Genomic DNA, 23,214 nt, shown 5'->3' with positions numbered 1-23,214 from the left:
ATTCCATTTTGATAAAAAAAGACCTATCACTCAAGCTTTTCAGCCTGAAATGATAGGTTTTTGTGTTAGATTAACGTACTGTACGGATACGCATTGTGTTTGTACGAACAGCTTCTCCAAGTGGCACACCTGCAACGATAACGATATCGTCACCAGATTCTACCAAACCTTGCTCAACTGCAATTCTTTCAGCGAGATCAAACATATCATCAGTGTTTGATGGGCGATCAGTTGTTACTGGGATAACTCCCCAGTTAAGCATCAAACCACGCTGAGTCAATTCATCGAAAGTGATTGCCAAGATATCAGCATCTGGACGGTATTTAGAAATCAAACGAGCAGTGTGACCTGTCTTAGTAAGAGTAACCACCAACTTGATATTCATAGAGTTTGTTGCATCCTTAACAGCTGAAGCCATAACCTCAGTCTTAGAATTACGTGACAAGTTAACAGACGACAAGCGACCGTATTCTTTTAAAAGAGTTTGAGCGTTCTTGTCAATTGTAGCCATTGTTGTTACTGACTCAAGTGGGTATTTACCGTTTGCAGATTCACCTGAAAGCATTGTAGCGTCGGTTCCGTCGATAACAGCGTTAAACACGTCTGATACTTCTGAACGCGTTGCACGTGGTTTTTCAGTCATAGTTTCAAGCATGTTTGTTGCTGTGATAGCGACTTTACCAGCTGCATTTACTTTTGTGATAATCATTTTTTGGTAAACTGGAACCATTTCGAATGGTACTTCGATACCCATGTCACCACGGGCGATCATGATACCATCAGCTACTTCAAGGATTTCATCCAAGTTATCGATACCTTGTTGGTTTTCGATTTTCGCAAACAATTGAACGTGACCATTACCAGTTTCTTCACAGATTGCACGAACTTCTTCAACGTCTTTTGCAGTACGTACAAATGAAATAGCGATGAAGTTGATACCTTGTTCCAAACCGAAACGGATATCATCGTTATCACGTTCAGCAAGAGCTGGGAAAGGAATTTTAGTGTTAGGGATGTTTACACCTTTTTGTTTAGCGATAATTCCGTCGTTTTCAACTTCTACTTCAAATTCACGAGTTGCATCGTCTTTTGCAACAACGCGAAGACCCAATTTACCATCGTCAACCAATACTTGACGACCAACTTCAACATCGTCGTAGATATCAAGAGCACCAGCAACGTTCAAAGCAATCACTTCACGAGTTGATTTGATTCCTTGTTTAGTTGCAACACGGATCTTTTCACCAGTTTTGTAAGAGTACTCTTTTGCGTCACCTTCAAACAATTCTGTACGGATTTCAGGTCCTTTAGTATCAAGAAGGAAACCAACTTTTTTACCTGCAAGTTTTTCAGCAAGTTTAACAGTTGCCATACGCTCACCTTGTTCTTGGTGGTCACCATGTGAGAAGTTGAAACGGAAAGTGTTTGCTCCTGCTTCAATCAATTTAGCAATATTTTGAGCTGAAGCTTCAACGTCAAGTTTTTCACCCCAGTATCCGTCTTCACCGAATTTTTTACCACCACGGATTTCAACCGCAGGACCTAAAGTTGCAACGATTTTTACACGTTTGTTCATGATTTTTGTGACTCCTTTATATAATTCGACCTTTTAAGGTCATGTTACCAAATTAATGAAAGTTGATTAGGACAAGCTCTTGTTCAAATCAGAAAGTTCAAGATCAGCTTTATGAGGGTTGTTAACAACGATCTTACCATCCGCTGTTAAGCTAAACAAAGCTCCTTCTTCTGCTGTTCCAAGAATTGGATTCTCAACCATTTTCTCGTTTCGGATACCAACAGCGACACCACCGATTCCTTGTTTAAGGAGTTTAACAGCGTGTGCACCCATGCGTGATGCCAATACACGGTCACGAGCGGTTGGTGAACCACCACGTTGGATGTGACCAAGTTCTGTGACACGAAGGTCACTTGTATCTCCAGCTTCTTTTAGTTTTTGACCAAATTCAGCCGCTGACATAACACCTTCTGCCAAAACGATAATATTGTGTTTCTTACCGTGTTCATATCCAGCTTTGATGCTTGCTACGATGTCTTCAAATTTGAAACCTTCTTCAGGGATGATGATTTCGTCAGCACCTGTTGCAATACCTGCCCAAAGAGCGATATCACCTGCATTACGTCCCATTACTTCAACAACGAAAGTACGACGGTGACTTGATGATGTATCACGAATCTTATCAATCGCATCCATTGCAGTCGTAACTGCAGTATCAAATCCGATTGTAAAGTCAGTACCTACGATATCGTTATCGATTGTACCTGGAAGTCCAATAGCAGGGAATCCATGCTCCGTCAAGCGCATAGCTCCATGATAAGAACCATCACCACCGATAACTACGACTCCTTCGATACCGTGTTTTTTCAACTGCTCAATCCCTTTAAGTTGGCCTTCAAGTTGTGCAAACTCAGGGTAACGAGCAGAGTGAAGGAAAGTACCACCACGTGAAATGATGTCTCCCACTGAAGCAGCATCAAGTGGATAAATTTCACCGGCAACCATACCTGCGTATCCATCATAGATACCAAAAACTTCCATTCCTTCTGAGATTGCTTGGCGAACTACTGCACGGATGGCAGCATTCATACCAGGGGCGTCTCCACCACTGGTCAAAACAGCAATACGTTTCATTTGGTTTATGCTCCTTTTTCTTTTAACATTCTTACTGATTATACCATATTTAAATCGAAAATTCTTCTATTTTCCGTATTTTTAGCGATAAATCGTTTTCATAGCAATTCCCTCTAATTTTTCCTCTAGAGCAGAATCTTTTCTTACAAAATGTTGTGTAGAAACAACCGTTTTTCCTTCCTCTTCATACCTGATAATGACAGGGATTGGGCCTTTGTATTGTTCTAGGATATTTGAAATCTCTTTATCATTTTCATGATTTTTAACTTGAATCCAGAATCGTTCCGCCACTGCTTCTTTCAAATCTTGTGCAATCATTTGCAGACGACCATCTCGAGATTGAACTTTTCCATTGATGTAGTAAAATTTCCCTTCGGATAAATTGGAAGCAAATTTTCTATATTGGTCTGAAAATACAGTTACATCCATCCGAGACTTACTATCATGAACCTGTAGAAAGGCCATACTCTCACCTTTCTTGGTTCGAATCACTTTAATCTTTTGAAGTTCTACTAGGAGAGTGGCTTGAGCTCCCTCAGTAAGATTAGTGATTGGAGTGGTCGGATATAGGGCTTGTTTGGCAAGAGTTTGGAGAGGATGGGGACTGATACCTACCCCAATCAGTTCCTGCTCTTTGTAAAATTTCTCTGCCTCAGTAAAATCATCAGCTTCAGTCCAACTATAATTTGTATCCGCAAAAAGTCCACCTAATTCCTCAACAAAAACAAATAAGTTTGGTAGGTTCACTAAGATTTTCTGACGGTTCTTATCAAATTCATCAAAAAGCCCCAGTTCAACCAAAGGAGTCAAAAGCGACAGTTTCTTGTAATTCTTGGGAAGACGTGTTACAAAATCTTCAATACTTGAGAAGGGACGATTTTCAATAATCCAGTAAGACAAATCTCTTGGCATGCCCTTAATGGCTTTTAGACCAAGATAGATTTTCTCTTGGGTAATCTTATCATGATAGGGAATGCTGTTGATTGCTAAAGGAGCCACTTCAAAGCCCATCTGCAATGCATCTACAATGTAATCACTGCTCGAATAATTCAACATGACTTGAAAGAAAATAGCAGGATAGTGTGTCTTGAAATAAGCAAGCTGGAAAGCTAGGGCTGAGTAAGCATAGGCGTGGGATCGGTTAAAACCGTAGCCTGCAAACTTTTCCATCACTGCAAAAACTTGGTTGGCCTTTTCTTCTGTATGCCCAAGTTTCATAGCTCCTGTGATAAAATCTTCCTTCATCAAATGCATCTCTTTAGCATTTTTCTTCCCCATGGCTCGTCTGAGAATGTCGGCTTTACCAAGACTGAAGCCTCCAAATCGCTGAGCAACCTGCATGACCTGCTCTTGATAGAGCATGATACCGTAGGTTGATGAAAGGATGTCTTCTAAGACAGGATCTAGTACCGTCACCTTTTCTTTACCATGCTTCCGAGCGACAAAATTATCAATATAATCACTTGCCCCCGGTCTGTTCAGCGAGGTTGTGGCTACTACCTCTTCAAAGACTTGCGGCTGAACACGTTTCAAGAGTCGAATGGCGCCAGGTTGTTCAAATTGGAAAATCCCCTTGGTATTTCCAGCAGCAAAGAGAGCCAGAGTTTCTTTGTCTTCCAGATCAATATCCTCTATTCTCAGATGAATACCTTCTGACTCAGCCAATAATTCCTGCATTTTTTGTACGAAAGTCAGGTTACGTAAACCGAGGAAATCCATTTTTAGAAGTCCATTAGCTTCAACACCATGAGCATCATACTGGGTGATCAGCATATCCTCACCGTATTTGAGTGGGATATAGTCTGTCAGGTCTTGGTCGCTCATAACGACTCCTGCAGCATGAATAGAGGTCTGACGAGGATAACCTTCTATCTTTCGAGCAATCTCAAAAGCTTTTTGATATTCCATTTTGCTATTGATGACCTGTCTAAACTGTAAATTCTTTTCATAGGCTGTCGTTAGCGTATCTCGAAAACTGATTTTTTTCGTAATATTGGTTAATTCATACTCAGGGACACCATAGCGTTTGAAAACATCACGAATTGCTTGTTTGGCTCCAAAGGTCGAATAAGTGACAATCTGCGCCACATGTTGACTACCATACCGATCACGAACATAGCGAATGAACTCTGGTCTATAGAGGTCAGGAATGTCGATATCGATATCAGGCATGGTGTAGCGCTCACGATTTAAAAAGCGCTCGAAAATCAAGTTCTTTTCAACCGGGTCAATTCCTGTAATATCCAGTGAGTAAGCTACTAGACTACCAACCGCAGAACCGCGCCCCATTCCCATATAGTAGCCTTGGGAACGTCCAAAACGCAACAAATCCCAAACGACTAGGAAATAGTCATCAAAGCCCATATCATGAATCACAGCTAATTCTTCATTCAAACGCTCGCGATAGATAGCTGAGGTTATCCCCTTGTCAATCAAGCCTTGCTCGGCCCTCTCTCTAAGTTCTTCTACCGCTGGTCTTTCAGCATTAAAACGAGGGAGTTTTAAACTTGGATCAAGTTGGTAGCTAACATTCTCTATCAAGCCTTGGAGATTGGCAAGCGCCTGAGGGAAGCGATTTTTAAACCGTGCTTCCAAGTCTGAGGCAGGTAGAAAGATTCCTTGTTGTGAATGCAGATCCACTTCTCTCAGACTGACATTATCCTTGACTGCTGACAAGATTTGTAAAACTTGAATATCTTCTTTTTCAAAAGAATTGACTTGATAGAGTGGAAAAATGGGTCTAGTAAAGGCTTCTTGAGGAGTATCTGGACTGACACCGATAAAATAATCAACCCCCAAATCCAACTGTTCGACCCCATTAAAATAGGGAACAATAATGGCCACATCTTCAAGGTGGGAGGTGAAGTCAGACCAATTTTTCCGTCCAGTCATTTTTAAAGTGGATAACTTCATCAACTCTTGATAACCTTTAGTTGATAGGGCTAGAAAACGTAGAGAGAGATTCTCCTCATCTTTGACCAAGGTCATTTCTAAACCAATTAAAGGTTGAATGCCATGCTTACGAGTTGCTTCTAGAAAATGATAGGCTCCATAGAGATTATCCACATCCATGATAGCAAGGTGAGAATAGCCGTATTCTTTAGCCATTTGTACATATTTTTCAATCGAAACCACACTTTCCATAAAACTATAAACAGTCTTGGTGTCGAGCTGTGCAATCATTTCTTCTCCTCCTTGCTTTCGTTTTACTACTATTATACCATTTAAAGCTGGATATTGAAGCAACTCTGCACTTTCTTTTCAATATCATCAGTTACAAACTTCTTCTCTTCTTACTGTTAAATTCTTCATTTTTCAAAGGAAGAAAATAAAAAATTAATATTATATAATAGTTTTAAATGTAAATTTAGATATATTTATACCAAACGAAGAATAATAAAGATAGGAGTTATATGCAGTTTTACATATAAAAATCTCTAGAAAAAGGCTTACTTCTATGGTATTTATTCAGCATTTTATAATAACTTACCAAATTGATATGCTGGTTTAAGAAATTTATTTCATTTAAGTTTATTTATTCCATTTTTCCCTCTTTTTTGATATAATAAATTTAGTTGTTTTCAAAGGAGAGAAACATGCGTTTTAATCAATTCAGCTACCAACCAACCACTAGTTCTCAACGATTTGAGGAATTAGAAGGTCTTGGTCTAAAGCTGTCACCCCAACTGTCCTTAAAAAGACAGTTTGAAGACTTCATTCGTTGGAGTTTTTTCACTTATTCTAACACGGATTATTCCTTGTCGACTTTGGCTGCGGATAAAGAAACAGATTTAGTAACCTTTTTCCAGTCAGACCGTGAGTTAACTGCGGAGATTTTCTACACAGTAGTTTTTCAACTTTTAGGATTTAGCTATCTTGTTGACTTTGAAGATTCCGAACAGTTTCGTAAAGAAACTGGTTTTCCTATTGTTTATGGAGATCTCATTGAAAATCTTTATCAGTTACTCAATACGCGAACGAAAAAAGGAAATACGCTCATCGATCAGCTTGTTAGTGATGGACTCATTTCAGAATACAATCACTACCACTACTTTAATGGTAAGAGCTTGGCAACCTTCTCTACTCACAATGTCATTCGTGAAGTCGTATATGTCGAGAGCCGTGTGGATACTGATAAAGACGGACTCCCTGACTTAGTCAAGGTCAGCATTATTCGCCCGCGTTATGATGGACAGATTCCTTCAGTCATGACTGCCAGCCCTTACCACCAAGGGACCAACGACAAAGCCAGTGACAAGGCTCTCTATAAAATGGAGGGAGAGCTTGAGGTCAAACCGCCCCACACCATTGAACTTGAAGAACCTAAGCTGAATTTAGTCGAACCTCATGGTCAAGCAGAAGTTGTCACAGAAGCTGAAGAAAAGCTATCTCATATCAATAGCTCATATACTCTAAATGACTACTTCCTCCCACGTGGATTTGCCAATCTCTATGTATCGGGTGTTGGGACCAGGGATTCCCAAGGGCTCATGACCAATGGGGACTACCAGCAGATTGAGGCCTATAAAAATGTCATTGATTGGCTCAATGGTCGTTGCCGTGCTTTCACGGACCACACGCGCAAGCGCCAAGTCAAGGCTGACTGGTCAAACGGCAAAGTCGCAACAACAGGAATTTCCTATCTAGGTACCATGTCCAATGGTCTCGCCACCACTGGTGTTGATGGCTTGGAAGTGATCATCGCAGAAGCAGGTATTTCCTCTTGGTACAACTACTATCGGGAAAATGGTCTAGTGACCAGCCCAGGGGGCTATCCAGGTGAGGATTTTGACTCACTTGCTGAACTGACCTACTCCCGCAACCTCCAAGCTGGTGACTATATTCGTGGTAATGAAGCTCATCAAACCGACTTAGAAAAGGTTAAAGAGAAACTCAATCGCAAGACTGGTGACTACAATCAGTTTTGGCATGACCGCAACTATCTGCTCAATGCTCACAAGGTTCAAGCTGAGGTCGTCTTTACGCATGGTTCCCAGGATTGGAACGTCAAACCTCTTCATGTTTACCAGATGTTTCATGCCCTTCCTAGCCATATCAATAAGCACCTCTTTTTCCATCATGGTGCCCATGTCTATATGAACAACTGGCAGTCGATCGACTTCCGCGAGTCCATGAATGCCTTGTTAAGTAAGAAATTGTTAGGACTTGACTCAGGCTATCAACTTCCGACTGTCATCTGGCAGGACAATACCGAACCGCAAAGATGGCAAGATCTTGATGACTTTGGCAAACAGGATGAACTGCATACCTTCTCTCTTGGTAATGAGGAAAAAGTGATTCAAAACCAGTATGATCAAAAAGATTTTGATCGTTATGGTAAGACTTACCAGACCTTCAACACTGAACTTTACCAAGGAAAAGCCAATCAGATCACCATTGACCTTCCAGTAAGTCAAGACATTCACTTAAATGGGCGAGTGGAGCTGAAACTTCGTGTCAAATCGAGTACGAACAAGGGCTTATTATCAGCCCAACTGTTAGAACTTGGACAAAAGAAATATCTACAACCTTATCCAGCTGTTTTAAGTGCTAGAACCATTGATAATGGTCGTTACCACATGTTAGAAAATCTCTGTGAACTGCCATTCAACCCAAGTGCCCAACGTGTCATCACCAAAGGCTACCTTAATCTTCAAAATCGAACCAATCTCTTGATGATTGAAGAAATCCAACCAAATGAATGGATGGACTTCAAGCTAGAGCTTCAACCAACTATCTACAAACTTAAAAAAGGAGATACTCTCCGTTTGGTTCTCTATACAACAGACTTTGAGATTACAATTCGAGATAATACAGACTATCAGTTGACTGTTGATTTAGCACAGTCTAGTCTTATCCTTCCCTGTCAAAAGGTATAATCTACCAGACTTTCAATATGGAAGTATTCAAAGGAAAAGTCAATGAATTTGACCATTGAACTTCCTATAACCAAGGCTTTCCTCTTGAACAGTCGAATCAAACATAAATTTCGTATCAAATCCAGTTCATCTGAAAGCATTTTAGAAGCCCCTAGATAGAACTTGGACAAAAGATACTCCCTCTAACCAACATGTGTAACCATTTATCATACACGCTACTAGACCACATGTTGGAAATCACTGTGAATTACATTTAGAGTGAATTCACAACAAGCCGTGACAAAAAGCTACCCAAATTGAATGATTCACTGTCATTAAAGAACATCAATGTAGATGAACGGATTGTTACCCAGTTTATCTGCACGCAACTAGTGACAAGTTAAAAGAAGGAGAATCTCTCCATCTAGTTCTTTATCCTACTGACTGTGAAATCATCATACGTGACAATACCGCCTACCACCCGACTGACATTTTCGTTCAGTCCACGCTACTGTACCTTGTAAAAGGAGTACTTACTTTATGAACAAATCAGAACACAGACACCAACTTATCCGCGCCCTCGTTTCAAAAAACAAAATCCACACTCAAGCTGAATTACAAGCCTTATTAGCGGAAAATGATATCCAAGTTACTCAGGCTACCTTATCACGCGATATCAAAACCATGAACCTTTCAAAAGTGCGCGAAGAGGATAATTCTTATTATGTGCTAAATACAGGATCTATTTCCAAATGGGAAAAACGACTTGAAAATTATATGGAAGACGCTCTTGTTATGCTGCGTCCTGTGCAACACCAAGTTATTTTGAAAACTTTACCCGGTTTAGCCCAATCGTTTGGATCTGTAATTGATTCCTTGGCCTTTCCAGATATCGTTGCAACCCTTTGTGGTGATGATGTCTGCATGATTATCTGTGAAGATGCTGCAAAAGCGCAGGCTTGTTTTGAGAGTCTTAAAAAATATGCGCCACCATTTTTCTTTAGTGAATAAAACAAATCCCGTGATTAAAAGATCACGGGAATTTTTTATTTCTTTGACTGTGTTTCTTCTTTCTTTGTACGCGCCAATCGAAGAGCACGTTTAGGATTGAGACGATTAAACAATTCTTCTAGTTTCTTTTCATTCCACACATCTGCTGCAGAAACAAAATTTCCATCTGCATCTCGGAATGATATCGGTTTATCTCCCATATCAATCTCCTAGTCTACAAATTCGAATTCAAATTTACCAATGCGGACCAAATCGCCATCTTTGGCGCCACGCGCACGAAGGGCTTCGTCAACCCCCATACCACGAAGCTGACGGGCAAACTTCATGACTGATTCGTCACGGTCAAAGTTGGTCATGTTAAAGAGTTTCATGAGTTTCTCACCAGAAAGTACCCATGTCGCATCATCATCACGGCTAATCTCAAAGGCCTTTTCTTCCTCGTCAAAGCCATAGTAAGCCTCTTCTTCCATATCGGATTCATCATAAATCGGGAATTCTGGAGTCTTGTCTAACAACTCGGCTGTCGCGTCCAAAAGTGTAGCCAAGCCTTGCTTGGTCAGACCAGAAATTGGGAAGATGGCTGGAAGTTCCTCAAACTCGTCGTAGTTTGCTGCCAACTTTTCCTTGAAAGTTTTAAGATTTTCCTGACTTTCAGGCATATCCATCTTGTTGGCTACGATAATCTGTGGACGTTCCATGAGACGAAGGTTATAGGATTCCAATTCTTTATTGATAGCAAGGTAATCCTCATAAGGATCACGTCCTTCGCTAGCTGACATATCGATGACATGGAGGATAACTCGAGTACGTTCGATATGACGAAGAAACTGGGTTCCAAGACCAACCCCTTGACTAGCCCCTTCAATCAAACCTGGAAGGTCTGCTACTGCAAAAGATTCACCTGACTGCGTACGAACCATTCCCAAATTAGGGACAATCGTCGTAAAGTGGTAAGCACCGATTTTGGGTTTGGCTGAAGTGATGACACTAAGCAAAGTTGACTTTCCGACAGATGGGAAACCGACCAAGCCGACATCCGCTAGGATCTTCAATTCCAGTTGCAACTCACGTTCTTGACCTGGTTCTCCATTCTCAGAGATTTCAGGTGCAGGATTTTTTGGCGTGGCAAAACGGATATTTCCACGACCACCTCGACCGCCATGAGCCACGATAAATTCCTGACCATGTTCAATCAAGTCTGTAATGACTTTGCCAGTTTCTGCATCACGTACAGTAGTTCCCTGTGGTACGCGAACACGAAGATCTTCTGCACCACGTCCGTGCATTCCTTTGGTCATCCCTTTTTCACCAGAATCAGCCTTGAAATGACGGTTATAGCGGAAATCCATCAAGGTACGTAAGCCTTCGTCTACCACGAAAACAACGTTTCCTCCACGTCCACCATCACCACCCCAAGGACCGCCATTAGGGACATATTTTTCACGGCGAAAGGCAACCATGCCATCGCCACCATTACCAGCCTTGACCTTAATCTTGGCTGTATCTAAAAACATACTCATATTTTCTTCTCACTTTAAAAAGGCTGGGGAGAACCCAGTCATTAGTTATTGTTTCTATCCTCGTAGCTTGCTTAGAATCTACTGAAAGCTCCAAGCGCAGTTGCAAAGATACCAGCAAGGGTTACAAACAACATGATGAGCACGACAACAAGCGTCACCTTTTCAAACAATGTTTTTTTGCGTTTTCCGTTATCTCCAAAAGCCATAACTTCTCCTTTTTCTATATAATTCTAATTTAATATTCTGATGAAACTGGTGCAATCAACCATAAAATGATATAAGCAAGGACTCCTGTCCCATAACAAAATGCAAGAACAGCCCAAATGACACGAACAATTGTTGGATCAATATCAAAATAATGAGCAACTCCTGCGCATACTCCACCAATTTTTTGATCTTTTCCGCTTCTCATTAATTTTTTCATTTTTTCTTCCTCTTATTCTATTATTTGAATTCGTCTCTCCAATAATCTCTGATGCTAGACAATTGTTTTCGAGACGCTCTTAAAATACGCTTGGATTCTTTTACTGGGCTTGTAACAGCCTGTTGAGGTAGATAAAGAATCGTTTTTAAGAAGCGCTGAGTGACAGGTTGTCCATCATGTAACTCATGTTCAAAGTTATTTGAGATAATAGCATCAAGGTAAAACTCATGAACTCGTTTCCCAAAATTTTCAGCCGAAATCTCGTACAACTTATCCGCTAACTTTTGTTCAGACATATCAGGAGTAGCAATCAATGCTTCAAGGATAGCTCCCGCAAGCTCTCGTTCTCCATAGTAGAGGGTCCCAAACATTTTATCATTGATCAGATTTTCAAGATAGGGATTGCCATGAGCAATAACAGGCGTTCCACTGGCTAGACTTTCTAGATAAGTCAATCCTTGGGTTTCACTAGTGGAAGCTGAAATAAAGAAATCAGCTGCTTTATAGTACAAGGCTGTCTCACTTGGAGCAATCATACCTGTAAAAATCACATATTTTTGTATGTTTAATTTCCCTGCTTGTTCTTTCAGACTATCCAGATAAGGTCCGTCTCCAGCAACAACCAACTTCACCTTGTCTTCTTCATTCAAAACCTGCGCAAAGGCAGCTAAGACTGCTTGGATATTCTTCTCATAAGAAATACGCGAAAGGCTCAGCAGCATTTTCTCGCCTTCCTGAATACCTAACTTCGAACGAAGCTCTTGTAAGTTTTCGTCTTTGATCTCAGGTCGTTCAAACTTAGCCAGCTCAATTCCAGTTGGGATGACACGCTTTTCAACCTTGACTTTGTATTTAGATAAAAGGTCACGAACAATCTCACTAGGGCAAATCACGCCATCTACATCATGAAGGAAGCCACGCACCAAATATTTTACCATACTCGGACGAATTAGCATGCCCTTAGCAATGTAATGCACATAGTCTTCATACTGGGTATGGTAGGTATGAATAACTGGAATTTTCAATTCTCTCGCAATCCAAATTCCTAACAAACCAAGAGAAAATTCTGTCTGGGTATGAATGATATCGAGTTGATACTGCTTAGCAATTTCAAGCGCCTTTGTAAAACCTCGGTAGGCAAATCGTCGATCCTTAAATGCAAAGAAAGGGACACTCGGAATGCGAATAATTTGCCAATCCTCGTAGCGGTTCACGTCTTTATCAGTCGTTGTAAAGATAAAAACTGCATGCCCCTGCTTTTCAAGCTCAGTTTTCAAGGTCCGTATACTAGTCGCGACCCCGGAAACCTGAGGGAAATAGGTATCTGTAAATAAACCAATTCGCATAAATTACCTCACTTTTTGCCCAAAGCAGCCTGTTCTCGATAAAATTTTAACCAGATTTCCAACAAATGCTCCTCAGAGTACTCTTTGGAGATCTCGCGAGCTTTTTCTTTCAAGTCCTTTAAGGCTTCAGGGTCATTCTTGTATTCTAGGATTGCTTCTCTCATCTCGGAAACATCACTTGTAGCACGATAATTCCCATCAAGAATAACCTTATACAAATCCAAATCTCTTAACATAATAGGAGCCTCGCAACTAGCGGCCTCTAAGATAGTCATAGGGAATAATTCATTGTAACTTGGTAGCAAGAATAGATCCGCCATAGCGTAAAGCTCCCGCATCCGTTCCGGTGACACAATTCCAGGGAAAATAAGATTTTTGGGTGGATTGTCCATTATCTTCTTGTAGCGTTCATAACCATCTGTCATCCCACCAAATGAAAAACCACCTGCCCAGATAAAGGTAATTTCTGGCAATTCCTCAGCAAGACGGATAAAGTCATCAATCCCTTTACGTTTCTGAACCTGACCCGCACCGATTACGACAAACTGATCTTCCGCAAGATCCATTTCCTTTCGGAGTTGTGCAACCTGTTCAGCTGGTAATGGATGCCATTTTTCTTTGTTTACAAAGTTTGGAATATAAGTTACTTTTTCACGCGGAATACCAGCAGCCACCAAATCCTCGATAAACATGGGATTGACCACCACCAAGTGTTCCATTCGGTTGTAAAAGGAAAAAACATAGCGTTTGACAATTCCTTTTAGGAAAAATGGAATCTTCAAACTCCCCTCAAGCGTATCAGGCAAAAAATGCACATAGCCAATTTTTCTCCCAGAGCGTTTCTTTTGGAAAGTAGATAAATAATAAGGGAAATCAATAGTGTGAAAATGAGTTACATCTGCCTCTACAGGAAGATTCTCCGTAACAATCAACTGGTCTTTGGCATCGCGGTGAAGGAGACTAACCAATTCTCGATAAGCTCCTGACACTCCTTGACCAGCTACTTTTTCACTTGAACTTAGCATATTAATACGCAATTTTTCGTTTTCCATACCTTTCATTATACCATTTTATTTCCAGAAAATCAGCAAAAGAAAGAAGAGACGATTGGAAAAAGGATAAAATTATCCTATTTTCCAATCGTCTCTCGCATTTTTCTTAGTCTTTATTTAATTCCTAGAGCGATACGTGCATATCGGCTCATTTTTTCAACCGTCCAAGCTGGATACCAGACCAATTTAACTTCGGTATTAGTTACCTCAGGCACATCTGTCATCGCATCGTGTATCTGGTCTGTCAAAAGGTCAGCCAGTGGGCAGCCCATAGTTGTCAAGGTCATATCAATTTCAGTGTGACCTGTTTCACCATCAAAACGAATTTCATAAATCAAACCTAGGTTGACAATATCAATCCCCAACTCAGGGTCAATTACTTCTTCCAAGGCATTTAAAATGCGTGTTTTGATATTTTCGATTTGCTCTTCTGTATAAGCCATGTTATTCCTCACTCTTAGTCTTCAATAAAATCACGAAGGGGTTTGCTGCGACTTGGTTGGCGCAATTTTCTCAAAGCCTTGGCCTCGATCTGACGGATACGCTCACGAGTCACGTTAAAGACTTTCCCAACATCTTCAAGAGTACGCATTTTTCCATCGTCCAAACCGAAACGAAGGCGCAGAACGTTTTCTTCACGATCTGTAAGAGTATCCAAGACTTCATCCAACTGCTCACGCAAAACGATTCGAGTTGTGTAGTCTACTGGATTTTCAATCACTTCGTCTTCGATAAAGTCCCCAAGATGACTATCGTCCTCTTCACCGATCGGTGTTTCAAGTGATACTGGTTCTTGGGCAATCTTTAGGATTTCACGGACCTTGTCAGGTGTCATATCCATACGCTCAGCAATTTGTTCAGGAGTTGGATCTTGCCCCAATTCTTGAAGGAGATTCCGCTGTTCACGGACAAGCTTGTTAATGGTTTCTACCATGTGGACAGGGATACGAATAGTACGGGCCTGGTCAGCGATGGCACGGGTAATCGCCTGACGAATCCACCAAGTTGCGTAAGTTGAAAACTTGAATCCTTTTGAATAGTCAAACTTGTCAACAGCCTTCATCAAACCCATGTTTCCTTCTTGAATCAAGTCAAGAAACTGCATGCCACGCCCTACGTAGCGCTTAGCAATCGAAACTACCAAACGAAGGTTGGCTTCTGCAAGGCGTTGTTTAGCTTCGATATCACCAGCCTCAACTGCTAGGGCCAATTCTTTTTCCTCTTCGTTGGTCAAGAGAGGAACGACCCCGATTTCCTTCAAATACATACGGACAGGGTCATTAACCTTGGCAGAAGTTGAGCCAATCAAGTCCTCATCACTGAGTTCTGGTTCTTCTTCTGCACTAAGCACACGCGCACTTGGATTTCCTTCATTATCTGTGATAGAAATTCCAGCATCCTGAATCCGTTGCAAAAGGTCTTCAATGCCGTCTGCATCTAGGGTAAAAGGAATAACCAGACTTGAATTGATTTCGTCATCTGTTGCTGTTCCTGTTTTTTTGTGGTTACGGATAAAGTCTGCTACTTGCACATCAAATGTGGTTACTTCTTTTTGTTTTGTTGCCATTATTACTCCATTCTTCTCTTTTGGGAAATCAATCGTTGCAATTCTTCCAAGGCTGTGTCTGTATCTCCTACATGACTAGCTTCCTGCACTTTCTTTTTAATTCTTAAGTTGTCCTTGCTGAGGAGGGCACGGTTTCGAGTCGCTTCGACTTCCGCTAGCTCTTGAGGCGACATCTCAACTGGCAAATCCAAGCTAAGCACGTGGTACCAAGCATTTTCAACCTCAGGCGTCTGATGAGAAAGCTCCTCTGAGCCGATTTCTCCCTGCTCACTTAATAATTCGTAAAGAATCTGAAATTCTGGGGTATCAAAGAAAAAATCTTCTCTTAATCGGTAGTCATTTAGAACAACTGGATTCTCAGCCATCCTATAAAGGAGATGAGCCTCTGCTCTCATGACTGCTGTCAGTTGTCGCGTTACAGGTAAACTAATCGCTGCTGGGGGTTGCTCCTCTTTGACTCTTTCCTGCCTCTGAACAATCCGACTTTCATTTACTATCTGTTCTACCTGCTGGTAATCAAAGGAAGGTAGATTATCCGCCAGAATGTGGATATAAGAATTCTGGGCAGTGATAGACTTTTCTTTGGCGATTAGGGGCGCAATCTTTTCAATGAACTCAATTTGCGCCTGTAAGTTATCACTATTTTCTGGCTTGAGCTGGTGAATATAGAACTCTATAGGACTAATCCGGGTCTTGGTTAAAAGGTAAGCCAGGTCTTCAGTAGAATTCTTTTGCAAATACTCATCTGGGTCCATGGCATCAGGTACTCGAACAACCTCCACTGAGAAGTCTTTTAATTCCTCTAGAGCCTTGGCTGTTGCTGCCTGCCCTGCCTTGTCACCATCATAGCTGAGAACTATCTTTTTGGTAAAGCGTTTGAGGTGTTCAACATGCTCCTTGCTTAAGGCTGTTCCCATGGAAGCTACAGCATTTTCTATACCAGCACGGTAGGCTGCGATCACATCCATGAAGCCTTCCATCAGATAGAGCTCTGTAATCTTACCTGTTCCCTTTTTTGCCTTGTCCAAATGATACAATTCGTAACTCTTGTTAAAAATTGCAGTCGAGCGACTATTTTTATATTTGGCAGTCTGACTATCCGTTTCTTGCCAGATACGACCTGAAAATGCAATAACCTGCCCCTTGTCATTCGTCAAAGGAAAGATGATCCGTCCGAAGAAAGTATCATAAAACTGATTGCCATCTGACAGGTAAAACAGGCCAGAATCCAATAAATCCTTTTCCTCAAACTTGTCAGCCAAACGTTGATAGAGATAAGTTCTCTCTGCTGGAGCTAGTCCAATCTGGAAGTGCTTCAGAACATCATCTGTCAATCCGCGTTTGTAGAGATAAGCCCTTGCTTCTTCTCCCATCTTTGTCGTCATGAGGATGGCATGGTAAAAACGGGCAGCTTCTTCATGCATATCGTATAGAGCTTGATGAGGGGAAGTTTGTTGGGGACGAGACTGTACCGGCGTAGCTAGTTGAATACCGACGCGCTCTCCTAAGAGCTGAACGGCTTCCATGAAGGACACACCTTGGTATTCTTCGATAAACTTAAAGACATCTCCTGAACGACCACAGCCAAAACAGTGATAAAACTGCTTGTCTTCCACAACGTTGAAAGAAGGGGTCTTTTCACCATGAAAAGGACAGAGCCCTAAATAGTTCCGTCCAGCCTTTTGTAAAGAAATCACATCACCTATGACTTCCACAATGTTGGCATTGTTTTTGATTTCTTCAATGACTTGCTTGTCAACCATACACAATACCTCCATCTTATCATAGTTTCACGTAAACTAGTATAGCTCATTTCTGAAAAAAAGTAAACCATTTCATACGCTTTCCGTAATTCTCTTTGCCTTATTTTTCTAGATAGAAAGAGGAGATAAAAAACTCAGAAACACTTCCATGTTTCTAAGTTAATTTTCACTATTTTTTGATGGTTACTTCACTCATCTATTCAAATAATTGATAGTAGTCTGAAATTTTCATCTTAGCTTTTTCTTCTTTATTGAGGTCTTGGATGATTCGACCTTCCTTCATGACAATCAGACGGTTTCCATACTTCAGTGCATCTTCCATATGGTGGGTAATCATCAAGGCTGTTAGATGATCTTTGCTGACAAAGTCATCTGTTAATTCCATCAATGCCACACTTGTTTTTGGGTCAAGGGCTGCTGTGTGTTCATCCAACAAGAGCAACTCTGGTCGTTTCAAAGTTGCCATCAAGAGACTCAAGGCCTGACGTTGTCCACCTGAAAGAAACTCAATAGGAGTGTCCAGATGTTTTTCAAGACCATTTCCAACCTTTTCAATGGTAGTCTGGAACTCTTCCCTATGGCTTGAAAGCCTTCTAGGCAGGAGTCCTCTCTTCTCACCACGAAACTTGGCAATCAAGAGATTTTCCGCCACTGTCATACGGGGAGCCGTACCCATCTTAGGATCCTGAAAGACGCGAGACAAGTACTTAGCCCGCTTTTCAGGTGAAAAATTCGTCACGTCCTCCCCCATGATACGGATATTTCCACTTGTTAAAGGTAAGGTACCTGCAATCGTGTTAAAAAGCGTTGATTTCCCCGCTCCATTTCCCCCTAAGATGGTAATGAAATCATGTTCGAAAATTTCAAGAGAAACATCATTCAGAATGATTTTTTCTTCGTCAAAGCCATTGGTGATGACTTTGGTAGCATTTTTTAATTCTACAATTGCTGTCATTTGCTAAACTTGACTCCTTTCAGGTATTTGCTTTTGAAGGTTGGAATCATGAGGCAAACTGCCAAAATCAAGGCGCTGTACAAACGCAGATAACTTGTATTAAATCCAAGAGCAATCACTCCCCAAACAAGGAACTGATAAGCAATAGATCCTACAACGATGGTCATGAGTCGCTCTGCCAAGGTCAAACTCTTGAACAAAACCTCACCAATAATCAAGCTAGCAAGCCCTACGACAATCACTCCAATTCCTCGGGAAACATCTGCGTATCCTTCTTGTTGAGCAATTAAGGCTCCTGCAAGCGCGATAATCCCATTTGAGAGAACCAAGCCCATGAGTTCCATACGACCCGTATTGATACCAAAGCTACGAGCCATATCGGGATTGTCACCTGTAGCGATGTAGGCCTGACCTAGTTTGGTATCAAGGAAAAAGAGCATGAGACCAATAACAAGAGCTACAAAGATTAATCCAGTCAGGAGTTGGTTAAGGTCTGAATCGAAAGGCAAGACATCCTGAATTTGCTTGGTTCCAAGAAGCCCCAGATTGGCACGCCCCATAATCATGAGCATGATGGAATGGCAGGAAGTCATGACCAGAATCCCTGATAAGAGGGTTGGGATTTTTCCTTTGGTATATAAGAGACCTGCCGCCATTCCAGCTAGACAGCCCGCTCCTACTGCGGCTAGGGTTGCTAAAAATGGGTTGACTCCCTGTGTTATCAAGGTTACAGCTACTGCTCCCCCAAGAGGAAAAGAACCTTCAGTAGTCATATCAGGGAAATTCAAAATTCGAAAAGTCATAAAGATTCCCAAACCTAGAATCGCCCAGACCATCCCCTGAGAAATAATGGATACTATCATAATCTTTCACTCATTTCTTTCTTTAGTAAAAATGGGAGGAGATGTGCCCAGCTCCTCCTTTATCTTTATTCAATCACTTGTCCTGCTTCTTTTAGAACGGACTCAGGAATGGTGATACCAAGTTCCTGCGCTAGTTTTTTATTAATCACTGACTTACCAGTTGAAAAGACATTAACTGGCGTATCAGCTGGTTTTTCACCTTTCAAAACTTTGGCAATCATTTTACCAGTAGCCACACCAAGATCGTGTTGGTCAACTACTACAGATGCTAATCCACCTGCTTCTACCATGGCAGTGGCACTTGGGTAGATTGGCTTTTTAGCTGTTTGGTTACTTGAAACAACTGTTGAGAATGCTGATGCGATGGTGTTGTCAATTGGAACCCAAATCGCATCAACCTTGCTTGTCATAACATTGACTGTTGAAGCAATTTCGTTAGTTGATGGAACGGCAAATGTTTCGACTGTCAAACCTGCTTTTTCAGCATAAGCCTTGAATTCTTCTACCTGTGTTTTTGAGTTATCTTCGCTACTTGAGTATAGAGCGCCGATTGTTTTGACATTTGGTGTGAGGGTTTTTATCAACTCTACTTGTTGTTCAGCAGGGTTGTGGTCTGACACCCCTGTGATGTTGCCACCTGGTTTTTTCAAATCTTTGACCAAGTTAGCACCGATTGGGTCTGTAATAGCAGCCATGATAACTGGTAGATCTTTAGTAGCACTTGCAAGTCCTTGAGCTGCTGGTGTTGCAATCCCAACAACTACATCGTTTCCATTTGCTACCAATTGTTTACTCATGGTTGCAACCTTGCTCTGATCTCCTTCAGAGTTCATAAAGTCAATTTTTACCTGGTCGTCCTTATAGCCTTCTTCAGCTAGTCCATCTTGAATCCCTTGGTAAATCAAGTCCAAGGATGGATGACTAACAAATTGAAGGACACCAACCTTAGCGACCTTTTGCTCTTCCTTAGCTGCAGGCTTGTTCATTGATGAATAAATCAAGCTAGCTACTACCAATACTGCTAATCCAGCGACAATTCCAATCAAACGTTTATTTTTCATTTTTCTTTCTCCTTAATTCTTTTACCTTAATTTTTTAAATCACATCATCAAGCGATGCCATCGTTTAAATTCCAATATCTTTCCTCCTCATAGAAAAAGTCCTCACACAAAAAACTTGTGTGAGGACGTCGATGCGCGGTGCCACCTCAATTATAGGGAATATCCCTATCGCTCTTTCTCGCAATAACGAGTTGCACTGTAAGGTGTGCTCACCGAATTTTTATGATTTCAAATTCTTAAGTACATTCAGCCCAATTTCATCAATTTCATCTATCTGCTTTCACCAACCACAGACTCTCTAAAAAATGAGCATGATTACTTTCTGAATGTTTAAATTATATCATTTTTCAACTACTTGTCAAGCTTATTTTTAGAATTTTTTAAACAATTCAAAAACTTCCCCTTGAAAAAAGAGGAAGTTTGTAGAATATCAACCTGAATTACGCAAACCGGTTGCAATTCCGTTGATAGTTGTATGGATCAGTTTTTCTTCGTCTGCCGACAATTCGCCGCGACGTTGACGTTTGATTAACTCCAACTGGATGTAGTTCAGGATATTAAAGTAAGGCATACGATAGTTTAGACTGTCTTTTAGATAAGAGTTTTCTGCCAAGAGTTCGTCATAACCTTCGATAGCTAAAATAACGTCCTTAGTCAACTGCCATTCATCTAAAATAGTGTAGTAGATAGCTTGTACTTCTTCGTCTTCACAGAGCTTGGCATATTCAAAAGCAATATTCATATTAGACTTAGACAAGACCATGTCCACATTGGAAAGAAGAGATTGGAAGAAAGGCCAGTTTTGGTACATATCACGAAGGAACTCGATATTCTTTGGATCTTGATCTATAAACTCTTTAAAGCTGGATCCCACACCATACCATCCAGGGAACATGACACGACTTTGTGACCATGAGAAGACCCAAGGAATGGCACGCAAACCACCGATTTCAGTGATGGTCTTACGAGCTGCTGGACGCGAACCGATATTGAAGCTTGAAATAGCCTTGATTGGACTTGATTCAAAGAAATAGTCATAGAAATATTCATTTCCAAAAACCAAATCACGGTAGATATCATAACTACGGTCTACTACTTGATCCATGATAGCTTCGTAACGATTTGACGTATTGGTATCACTCTTCTTCTTGGTAATCATGCGGTTAATAGCTGCAGAAACCAGCATCTCAAGGTTATAATAGGCTGCATCTTTGTTACCGTATTTGTTTCCAATGACTTCTCCTTGCTCAGTCAGACGGATGCGGTCCTTGATAGACTTGAGTGGTTGAGATGTGATAGCTTCATAAGTTGGTCCACCACCACGACCCACAGTACCACCACGACCATGGAAGAAAGTAACCTTAACGCCAAATTCATCCCCAATAGCAGTCAGTTGTTGTTGCGCTTTATAGAGAGTCCAACATGAGGATAGGTAACCACCATCCTTGTTACTATCAGAGTAGCCAAGCATGATTTCTTGGTAGTTGTCTTTTGAAGCAATCCATTTTTTAGCCAAAGGAAGAGAGAAATATCTTCTCATGGTTTCTTCTGAGTGATCCAAATCTTCGATCGTTTCAAAGAGGGGAACAATCTGAACGCGGGCTTTTTGGGCATCTACCAAGCCGACTTCCTTAAGCATAATGGCTAATTCGAGCATATCGGATACACTTGTTGCGTGCGAAATGATGGTTTGACGAATAACATTTTCACCCAGTTTATCCTTCAACTTGCGCGCAGCTTTAAAGATAGAGAGTTCTTTTTCAAGCAGTTCTGACTTTTCAGCATGAGTCGCTGAGAGGATACGAGGATCTTCTTCCAACTCTTTTAAGAGAAGGCTACATTTTTCGTCTTCTGACAGATCGCTATAGTGGTCGTTGATGCCAGCAGATGCTAGCAATTCAGCCACACAGGCTTCATGAACACTAGAGTCTTGGCGCATATCGATAGAAGCAAGGTAGAAACCAAAAATTTCGACAGCTTGCATCAACTCGACAAATTCTCCTGAAATCAGGTATTCTCCCTTATTCTCAAGGAGAGAATCGCGAATGGCCAACAAATCTTGATAGAATTCATCTGCAGTGGCATATCTTGGCTGAAGATCCTTGTCTTCAATGAGATAAGCCTTGGTAGCCTGCATCTTAGCTTGGATGTCAAAAAGAGCACGACGATAGAGTTCTTTTTCACGATAAATCGAGTTATCTTGTGACTTCAGCGCCATCTCACGGACCTTGTCGCTGACATTCACGATGCTGGTTGAAAGTGAAAACTCACGATAAAGATTATAAATCTTTTCATCATAGTAGTTCATGATGACTTCGCACTGGGTCAAGGCTGATTTGTTAAGAGTTTCTGCAGTTACGAAAGGATTTCCATCACGGTCTCCTCCAATCCACATCCCCATAGTAATCGGTTTTGGATGTTGGAGCTCGATACCTTGTTCTTTAGCTAGTTTCTTATACTCAGCTGTCAAACGTGGAACAGCATTCAGGAAAGAACTTTGGTAGTACTCCATCACGTTGGTGATTTCGTTGGTTACTTTCAATTTTTTCTCACGAATCATGTCCGTTTGCATGATAATTTCAATGTAACGACGGAGATCCGTGTGCCATTTTTCTTTATTAATCAAGCCGAGTTTGACATCACGGTACTTGCGCAAAAGCGTATGGATATGGTTGGTCAAGTCCAGCATACTCTTGCGTTGTACTTGCGTTGGATGAGCGGTCAAGACAGGAACGACATTTAACTTTTCTAAAATTTCAGCAGCATTTTCTTTTTCAGCTACCATCTTAATCGTTGTAGATAGTTTTCCTAGATAGTCTTGGTCCACATTGTTTTGGTGATTGATTTCATAGGCCAAATCCACATCCTCAGAAATATTAATTAAAAGTGGAAGGATAGAGAAATAGCGTGAAATGTAAATCATTTCTTCATTCGAAAGACTGGTCACTAGGTCATTGAGCCCTTGATAATTCTCACTAGTTGATAATTCCTTCAACTGGATAATCTTTTCAAAGGTTTCTGGCGCTAGCATATTTTTTGTGATATCTTCTAATAGCTCAGTCAGAATCAAGACTTCTTCTTGGACGACTGCTTTATTACTATAGTTTTCTAATTTTTGAAGAGACATATACTTTCCTTTCCATT

General features: G+C 41.1%; 18 protein-coding genes and 1 other annotated feature. Of the genes, 2 read left to right on the top strand and 16 right to left on the bottom strand.

Annotation, left to right across the window (positions count from 1 at the left end; genetic code table 11):
* Positions 1-70 precede the first annotated feature (70 nt).
* The 3 genes from pyk to PCY17_RS07965 all read right to left on the bottom strand — a co-directional run bounded on the left by pyk (position 71) and on the right by PCY17_RS07965 (position 5,833).
* Positions 71-1,576, bottom strand: a complete 1,506-nt coding sequence (gene pyk / locus PCY17_RS07975; protein WP_001042828.1) for a pyruvate kinase — start codon at positions 1,574-1,576, stop codon at positions 71-73.
* Between the two features lie 66 nt (positions 1,577-1,642).
* Complete coding sequence (pfkA, locus tag PCY17_RS07970) at positions 1,643-2,650, bottom strand: 6-phosphofructokinase (RefSeq protein ID WP_000820878.1); 1,008 nt, start codon at positions 2,648-2,650, stop codon at positions 1,643-1,645.
* An 81-nt stretch (positions 2,651-2,731) separates the two neighbouring features.
* Complete coding sequence (locus PCY17_RS07965) at positions 2,732-5,833, bottom strand: DNA polymerase III subunit alpha (protein WP_301392554.1); 3,102 nt, start codon at positions 5,831-5,833, stop codon at positions 2,732-2,734.
* Between the two features lie 413 nt (positions 5,834-6,246).
* Between PCY17_RS07965 and PCY17_RS07960 the strand changes: the two genes are divergently transcribed.
* Both PCY17_RS07960 and PCY17_RS07955 read left to right on the top strand, forming a co-directional pair.
* Complete coding sequence (locus PCY17_RS07960) at positions 6,247-8,529, top strand: Xaa-Pro dipeptidyl-peptidase (protein ID WP_301392553.1); 2,283 nt, start codon at positions 6,247-6,249, stop codon at positions 8,527-8,529.
* Positions 8,530-9,048: 519 nt separating this feature from the next.
* A complete protein-coding gene (locus PCY17_RS07955; RefSeq protein ID WP_001043016.1) occupies positions 9,049-9,519 on the top strand; it encodes an arginine repressor in 471 nt (156 codons plus the stop codon).
* Between the two features lie 35 nt (positions 9,520-9,554).
* On the opposite strand, the gene PCY17_RS07950 is transcribed toward PCY17_RS07955, so the two are convergent.
* The 13 genes from PCY17_RS07950 to ppc form a co-directional block, all read right to left on the bottom strand.
* Positions 9,555-9,719, bottom strand: a complete 165-nt coding sequence (locus PCY17_RS07950) for a hypothetical protein (protein WP_000502578.1) — start codon at positions 9,717-9,719, stop codon at positions 9,555-9,557.
* A 9-nt stretch (positions 9,720-9,728) separates the two neighbouring features.
* On the bottom strand, positions 9,729-11,039 hold the full coding sequence (obgE, locus tag PCY17_RS07945) for a GTPase ObgE (protein WP_000061637.1): 1,311 nt from the start codon (positions 11,037-11,039) through the stop codon (positions 9,729-9,731).
* A gap of 71 nt (positions 11,040-11,110) precedes the next feature.
* Positions 11,111-11,245: a DUF4044 domain-containing protein gene (locus PCY17_RS07940; RefSeq protein ID WP_000863851.1), complete on the bottom strand. Its 135-nt coding sequence runs from the start codon at positions 11,243-11,245 to the stop codon at positions 11,111-11,113.
* Positions 11,246-11,274: 29 nt separating this feature from the next.
* Positions 11,275-11,463 (bottom strand): PspC domain-containing protein, encoded by a 189-nt coding sequence (locus PCY17_RS07935; RefSeq protein ID WP_000735788.1) that lies wholly within the window; start codon positions 11,461-11,463, stop codon positions 11,275-11,277.
* A 20-nt stretch (positions 11,464-11,483) separates the two neighbouring features.
* Positions 11,484-12,809 carry a glycosyltransferase family 4 protein gene (locus PCY17_RS07930; RefSeq protein ID WP_301392552.1) on the bottom strand — a complete coding sequence of 442 codons (1,326 nt, stop codon included), beginning with the start codon at positions 12,807-12,809 and terminating at the stop codon, positions 11,484-11,486.
* 8 nt (positions 12,810-12,817) lie between these two features.
* Positions 12,818-13,861: a glycosyltransferase family 4 protein gene (locus PCY17_RS07925; protein WP_025171818.1), complete on the bottom strand. Its 1,044-nt coding sequence runs from the start codon at positions 13,859-13,861 to the stop codon at positions 12,818-12,820.
* A 113-nt stretch (positions 13,862-13,974) separates the two neighbouring features.
* Entirely contained in the window at positions 13,975-14,304 is a 330-nt protein-coding gene (locus tag PCY17_RS07920; RefSeq protein WP_000331924.1) for a metal-sulfur cluster assembly factor, read from the bottom strand.
* 14 nt (positions 14,305-14,318) lie between these two features.
* A complete protein-coding gene (rpoD, locus tag PCY17_RS07915; RefSeq protein WP_000201892.1) occupies positions 14,319-15,428 on the bottom strand; it encodes an RNA polymerase sigma factor RpoD in 1,110 nt (369 codons plus the stop codon).
* A gap of 2 nt (positions 15,429-15,430) precedes the next feature.
* Positions 15,431-17,191 (bottom strand): DNA primase, encoded by a 1,761-nt coding sequence (gene dnaG / locus PCY17_RS07910; protein WP_301392550.1) that lies wholly within the window; start codon positions 17,189-17,191, stop codon positions 15,431-15,433.
* Between the two features lie 196 nt (positions 17,192-17,387).
* A complete protein-coding gene (locus tag PCY17_RS07905; protein ID WP_000125417.1) occupies positions 17,388-18,146 on the bottom strand; it encodes an ABC transporter ATP-binding protein in 759 nt (252 codons plus the stop codon).
* Complete coding sequence (locus tag PCY17_RS07900) at positions 18,143-19,009, bottom strand: ABC transporter permease (RefSeq protein WP_180833158.1); 867 nt, start codon at positions 19,007-19,009, stop codon at positions 18,143-18,145. Before PCY17_RS07900 ends, PCY17_RS07905 begins: the two co-directional genes overlap by 4 nt.
* Before the next feature lie 65 nt (positions 19,010-19,074).
* Positions 19,075-20,070: a tryptophan ABC transporter substrate-binding protein gene (gene trpX, locus PCY17_RS07895; protein ID WP_000792183.1), complete on the bottom strand. Its 996-nt coding sequence runs from the start codon at positions 20,068-20,070 to the stop codon at positions 19,075-19,077.
* Positions 20,071-20,188: 118 nt separating this feature from the next.
* Positions 20,189-20,404: a binding site (T-box leader), on the bottom strand.
* Positions 20,405-20,500: 96 nt separating this feature from the next.
* Positions 20,501-23,197 (bottom strand): phosphoenolpyruvate carboxylase, encoded by a 2,697-nt coding sequence (ppc, locus tag PCY17_RS07890; RefSeq protein ID WP_301392549.1) that lies wholly within the window; start codon positions 23,195-23,197, stop codon positions 20,501-20,503.
* Positions 23,198-23,214 lie beyond the last annotated feature (17 nt).

This window comes from Streptococcus sp. SO2 (genome assembly GCF_030440025.1).
Note: the sequence above shows the minus strand (reverse complement) of the source record. Positions and strands in the feature narration are given on the sequence as shown.

What these genes read in the sequence shown, in the direction of transcription:
- PCY17_RS07940 (WP_000863851.1), bottom strand. Translation starts at nt 11,245, where the DNA reads ATGGCTTTTGGAGATAACGGAAAACGCAAAAAAACATTGTTTGAAAAG.
- PCY17_RS07920 (WP_000331924.1), bottom strand. Translation starts at nt 14,304, where the DNA reads ATGGCTTATACAGAAGAGCAAATCGAAAATATCAAAACACGCATTTTA.
- dnaG (WP_301392550.1), bottom strand. Translation starts at nt 17,191, where the DNA reads ATGGTTGACAAGCAAGTCATTGAAGAAATCAAAAACAATGCCAACATT.
- PCY17_RS07900 (WP_180833158.1), bottom strand. Translation starts at nt 19,009, where the DNA reads ATGATAGTATCCATTATTTCTCAGGGGATGGTCTGGGCGATTCTAGGT.
- rpoD (WP_000201892.1), bottom strand. Translation starts at nt 15,428, where the DNA reads ATGGCAACAAAACAAAAAGAAGTAACCACATTTGATGTGCAAGTAGCA.
- PCY17_RS07935 (WP_000735788.1), bottom strand. Translation starts at nt 11,463, where the DNA reads ATGAAAAAATTAATGAGAAGCGGAAAAGATCAAAAAATTGGTGGAGTA.
- PCY17_RS07905 (WP_000125417.1), bottom strand. Translation starts at nt 18,146, where the DNA reads ATGACAGCAATTGTAGAATTAAAAAATGCTACCAAAGTCATCACCAAT.
- obgE (WP_000061637.1), bottom strand. Translation starts at nt 11,039, where the DNA reads ATGAGTATGTTTTTAGATACAGCCAAGATTAAGGTCAAGGCTGGTAAT.
- pyk (WP_001042828.1), bottom strand. Translation starts at nt 1,576, where the DNA reads ATGAACAAACGTGTAAAAATCGTTGCAACTTTAGGTCCTGCGGTTGAA.
- PCY17_RS07955 (WP_001043016.1), top strand. Translation starts at nt 9,049, where the DNA reads ATGAACAAATCAGAACACAGACACCAACTTATCCGCGCCCTCGTTTCA.
- PCY17_RS07960 (WP_301392553.1), top strand. Translation starts at nt 6,247, where the DNA reads ATGCGTTTTAATCAATTCAGCTACCAACCAACCACTAGTTCTCAACGA.
- ppc (WP_301392549.1), bottom strand. Translation starts at nt 23,197, where the DNA reads ATGTCTCTTCAAAAATTAGAAAACTATAGTAATAAAGCAGTCGTCCAA.
- pfkA (WP_000820878.1), bottom strand. Translation starts at nt 2,650, where the DNA reads ATGAAACGTATTGCTGTTTTGACCAGTGGTGGAGACGCCCCTGGTATG.
- PCY17_RS07950 (WP_000502578.1), bottom strand. Translation starts at nt 9,719, where the DNA reads ATGGGAGATAAACCGATATCATTCCGAGATGCAGATGGAAATTTTGTT.
- trpX (WP_000792183.1), bottom strand. Translation starts at nt 20,070, where the DNA reads ATGAAAAATAAACGTTTGATTGGAATTGTCGCTGGATTAGCAGTATTG.
- PCY17_RS07965 (WP_301392554.1), bottom strand. Translation starts at nt 5,833, where the DNA reads ATGATTGCACAGCTCGACACCAAGACTGTTTATAGTTTTATGGAAAGT.
- PCY17_RS07925 (WP_025171818.1), bottom strand. Translation starts at nt 13,861, where the DNA reads ATGGAAAACGAAAAATTGCGTATTAATATGCTAAGTTCAAGTGAAAAA.
- PCY17_RS07930 (WP_301392552.1), bottom strand. Translation starts at nt 12,809, where the DNA reads ATGCGAATTGGTTTATTTACAGATACCTATTTCCCTCAGGTTTCCGGG.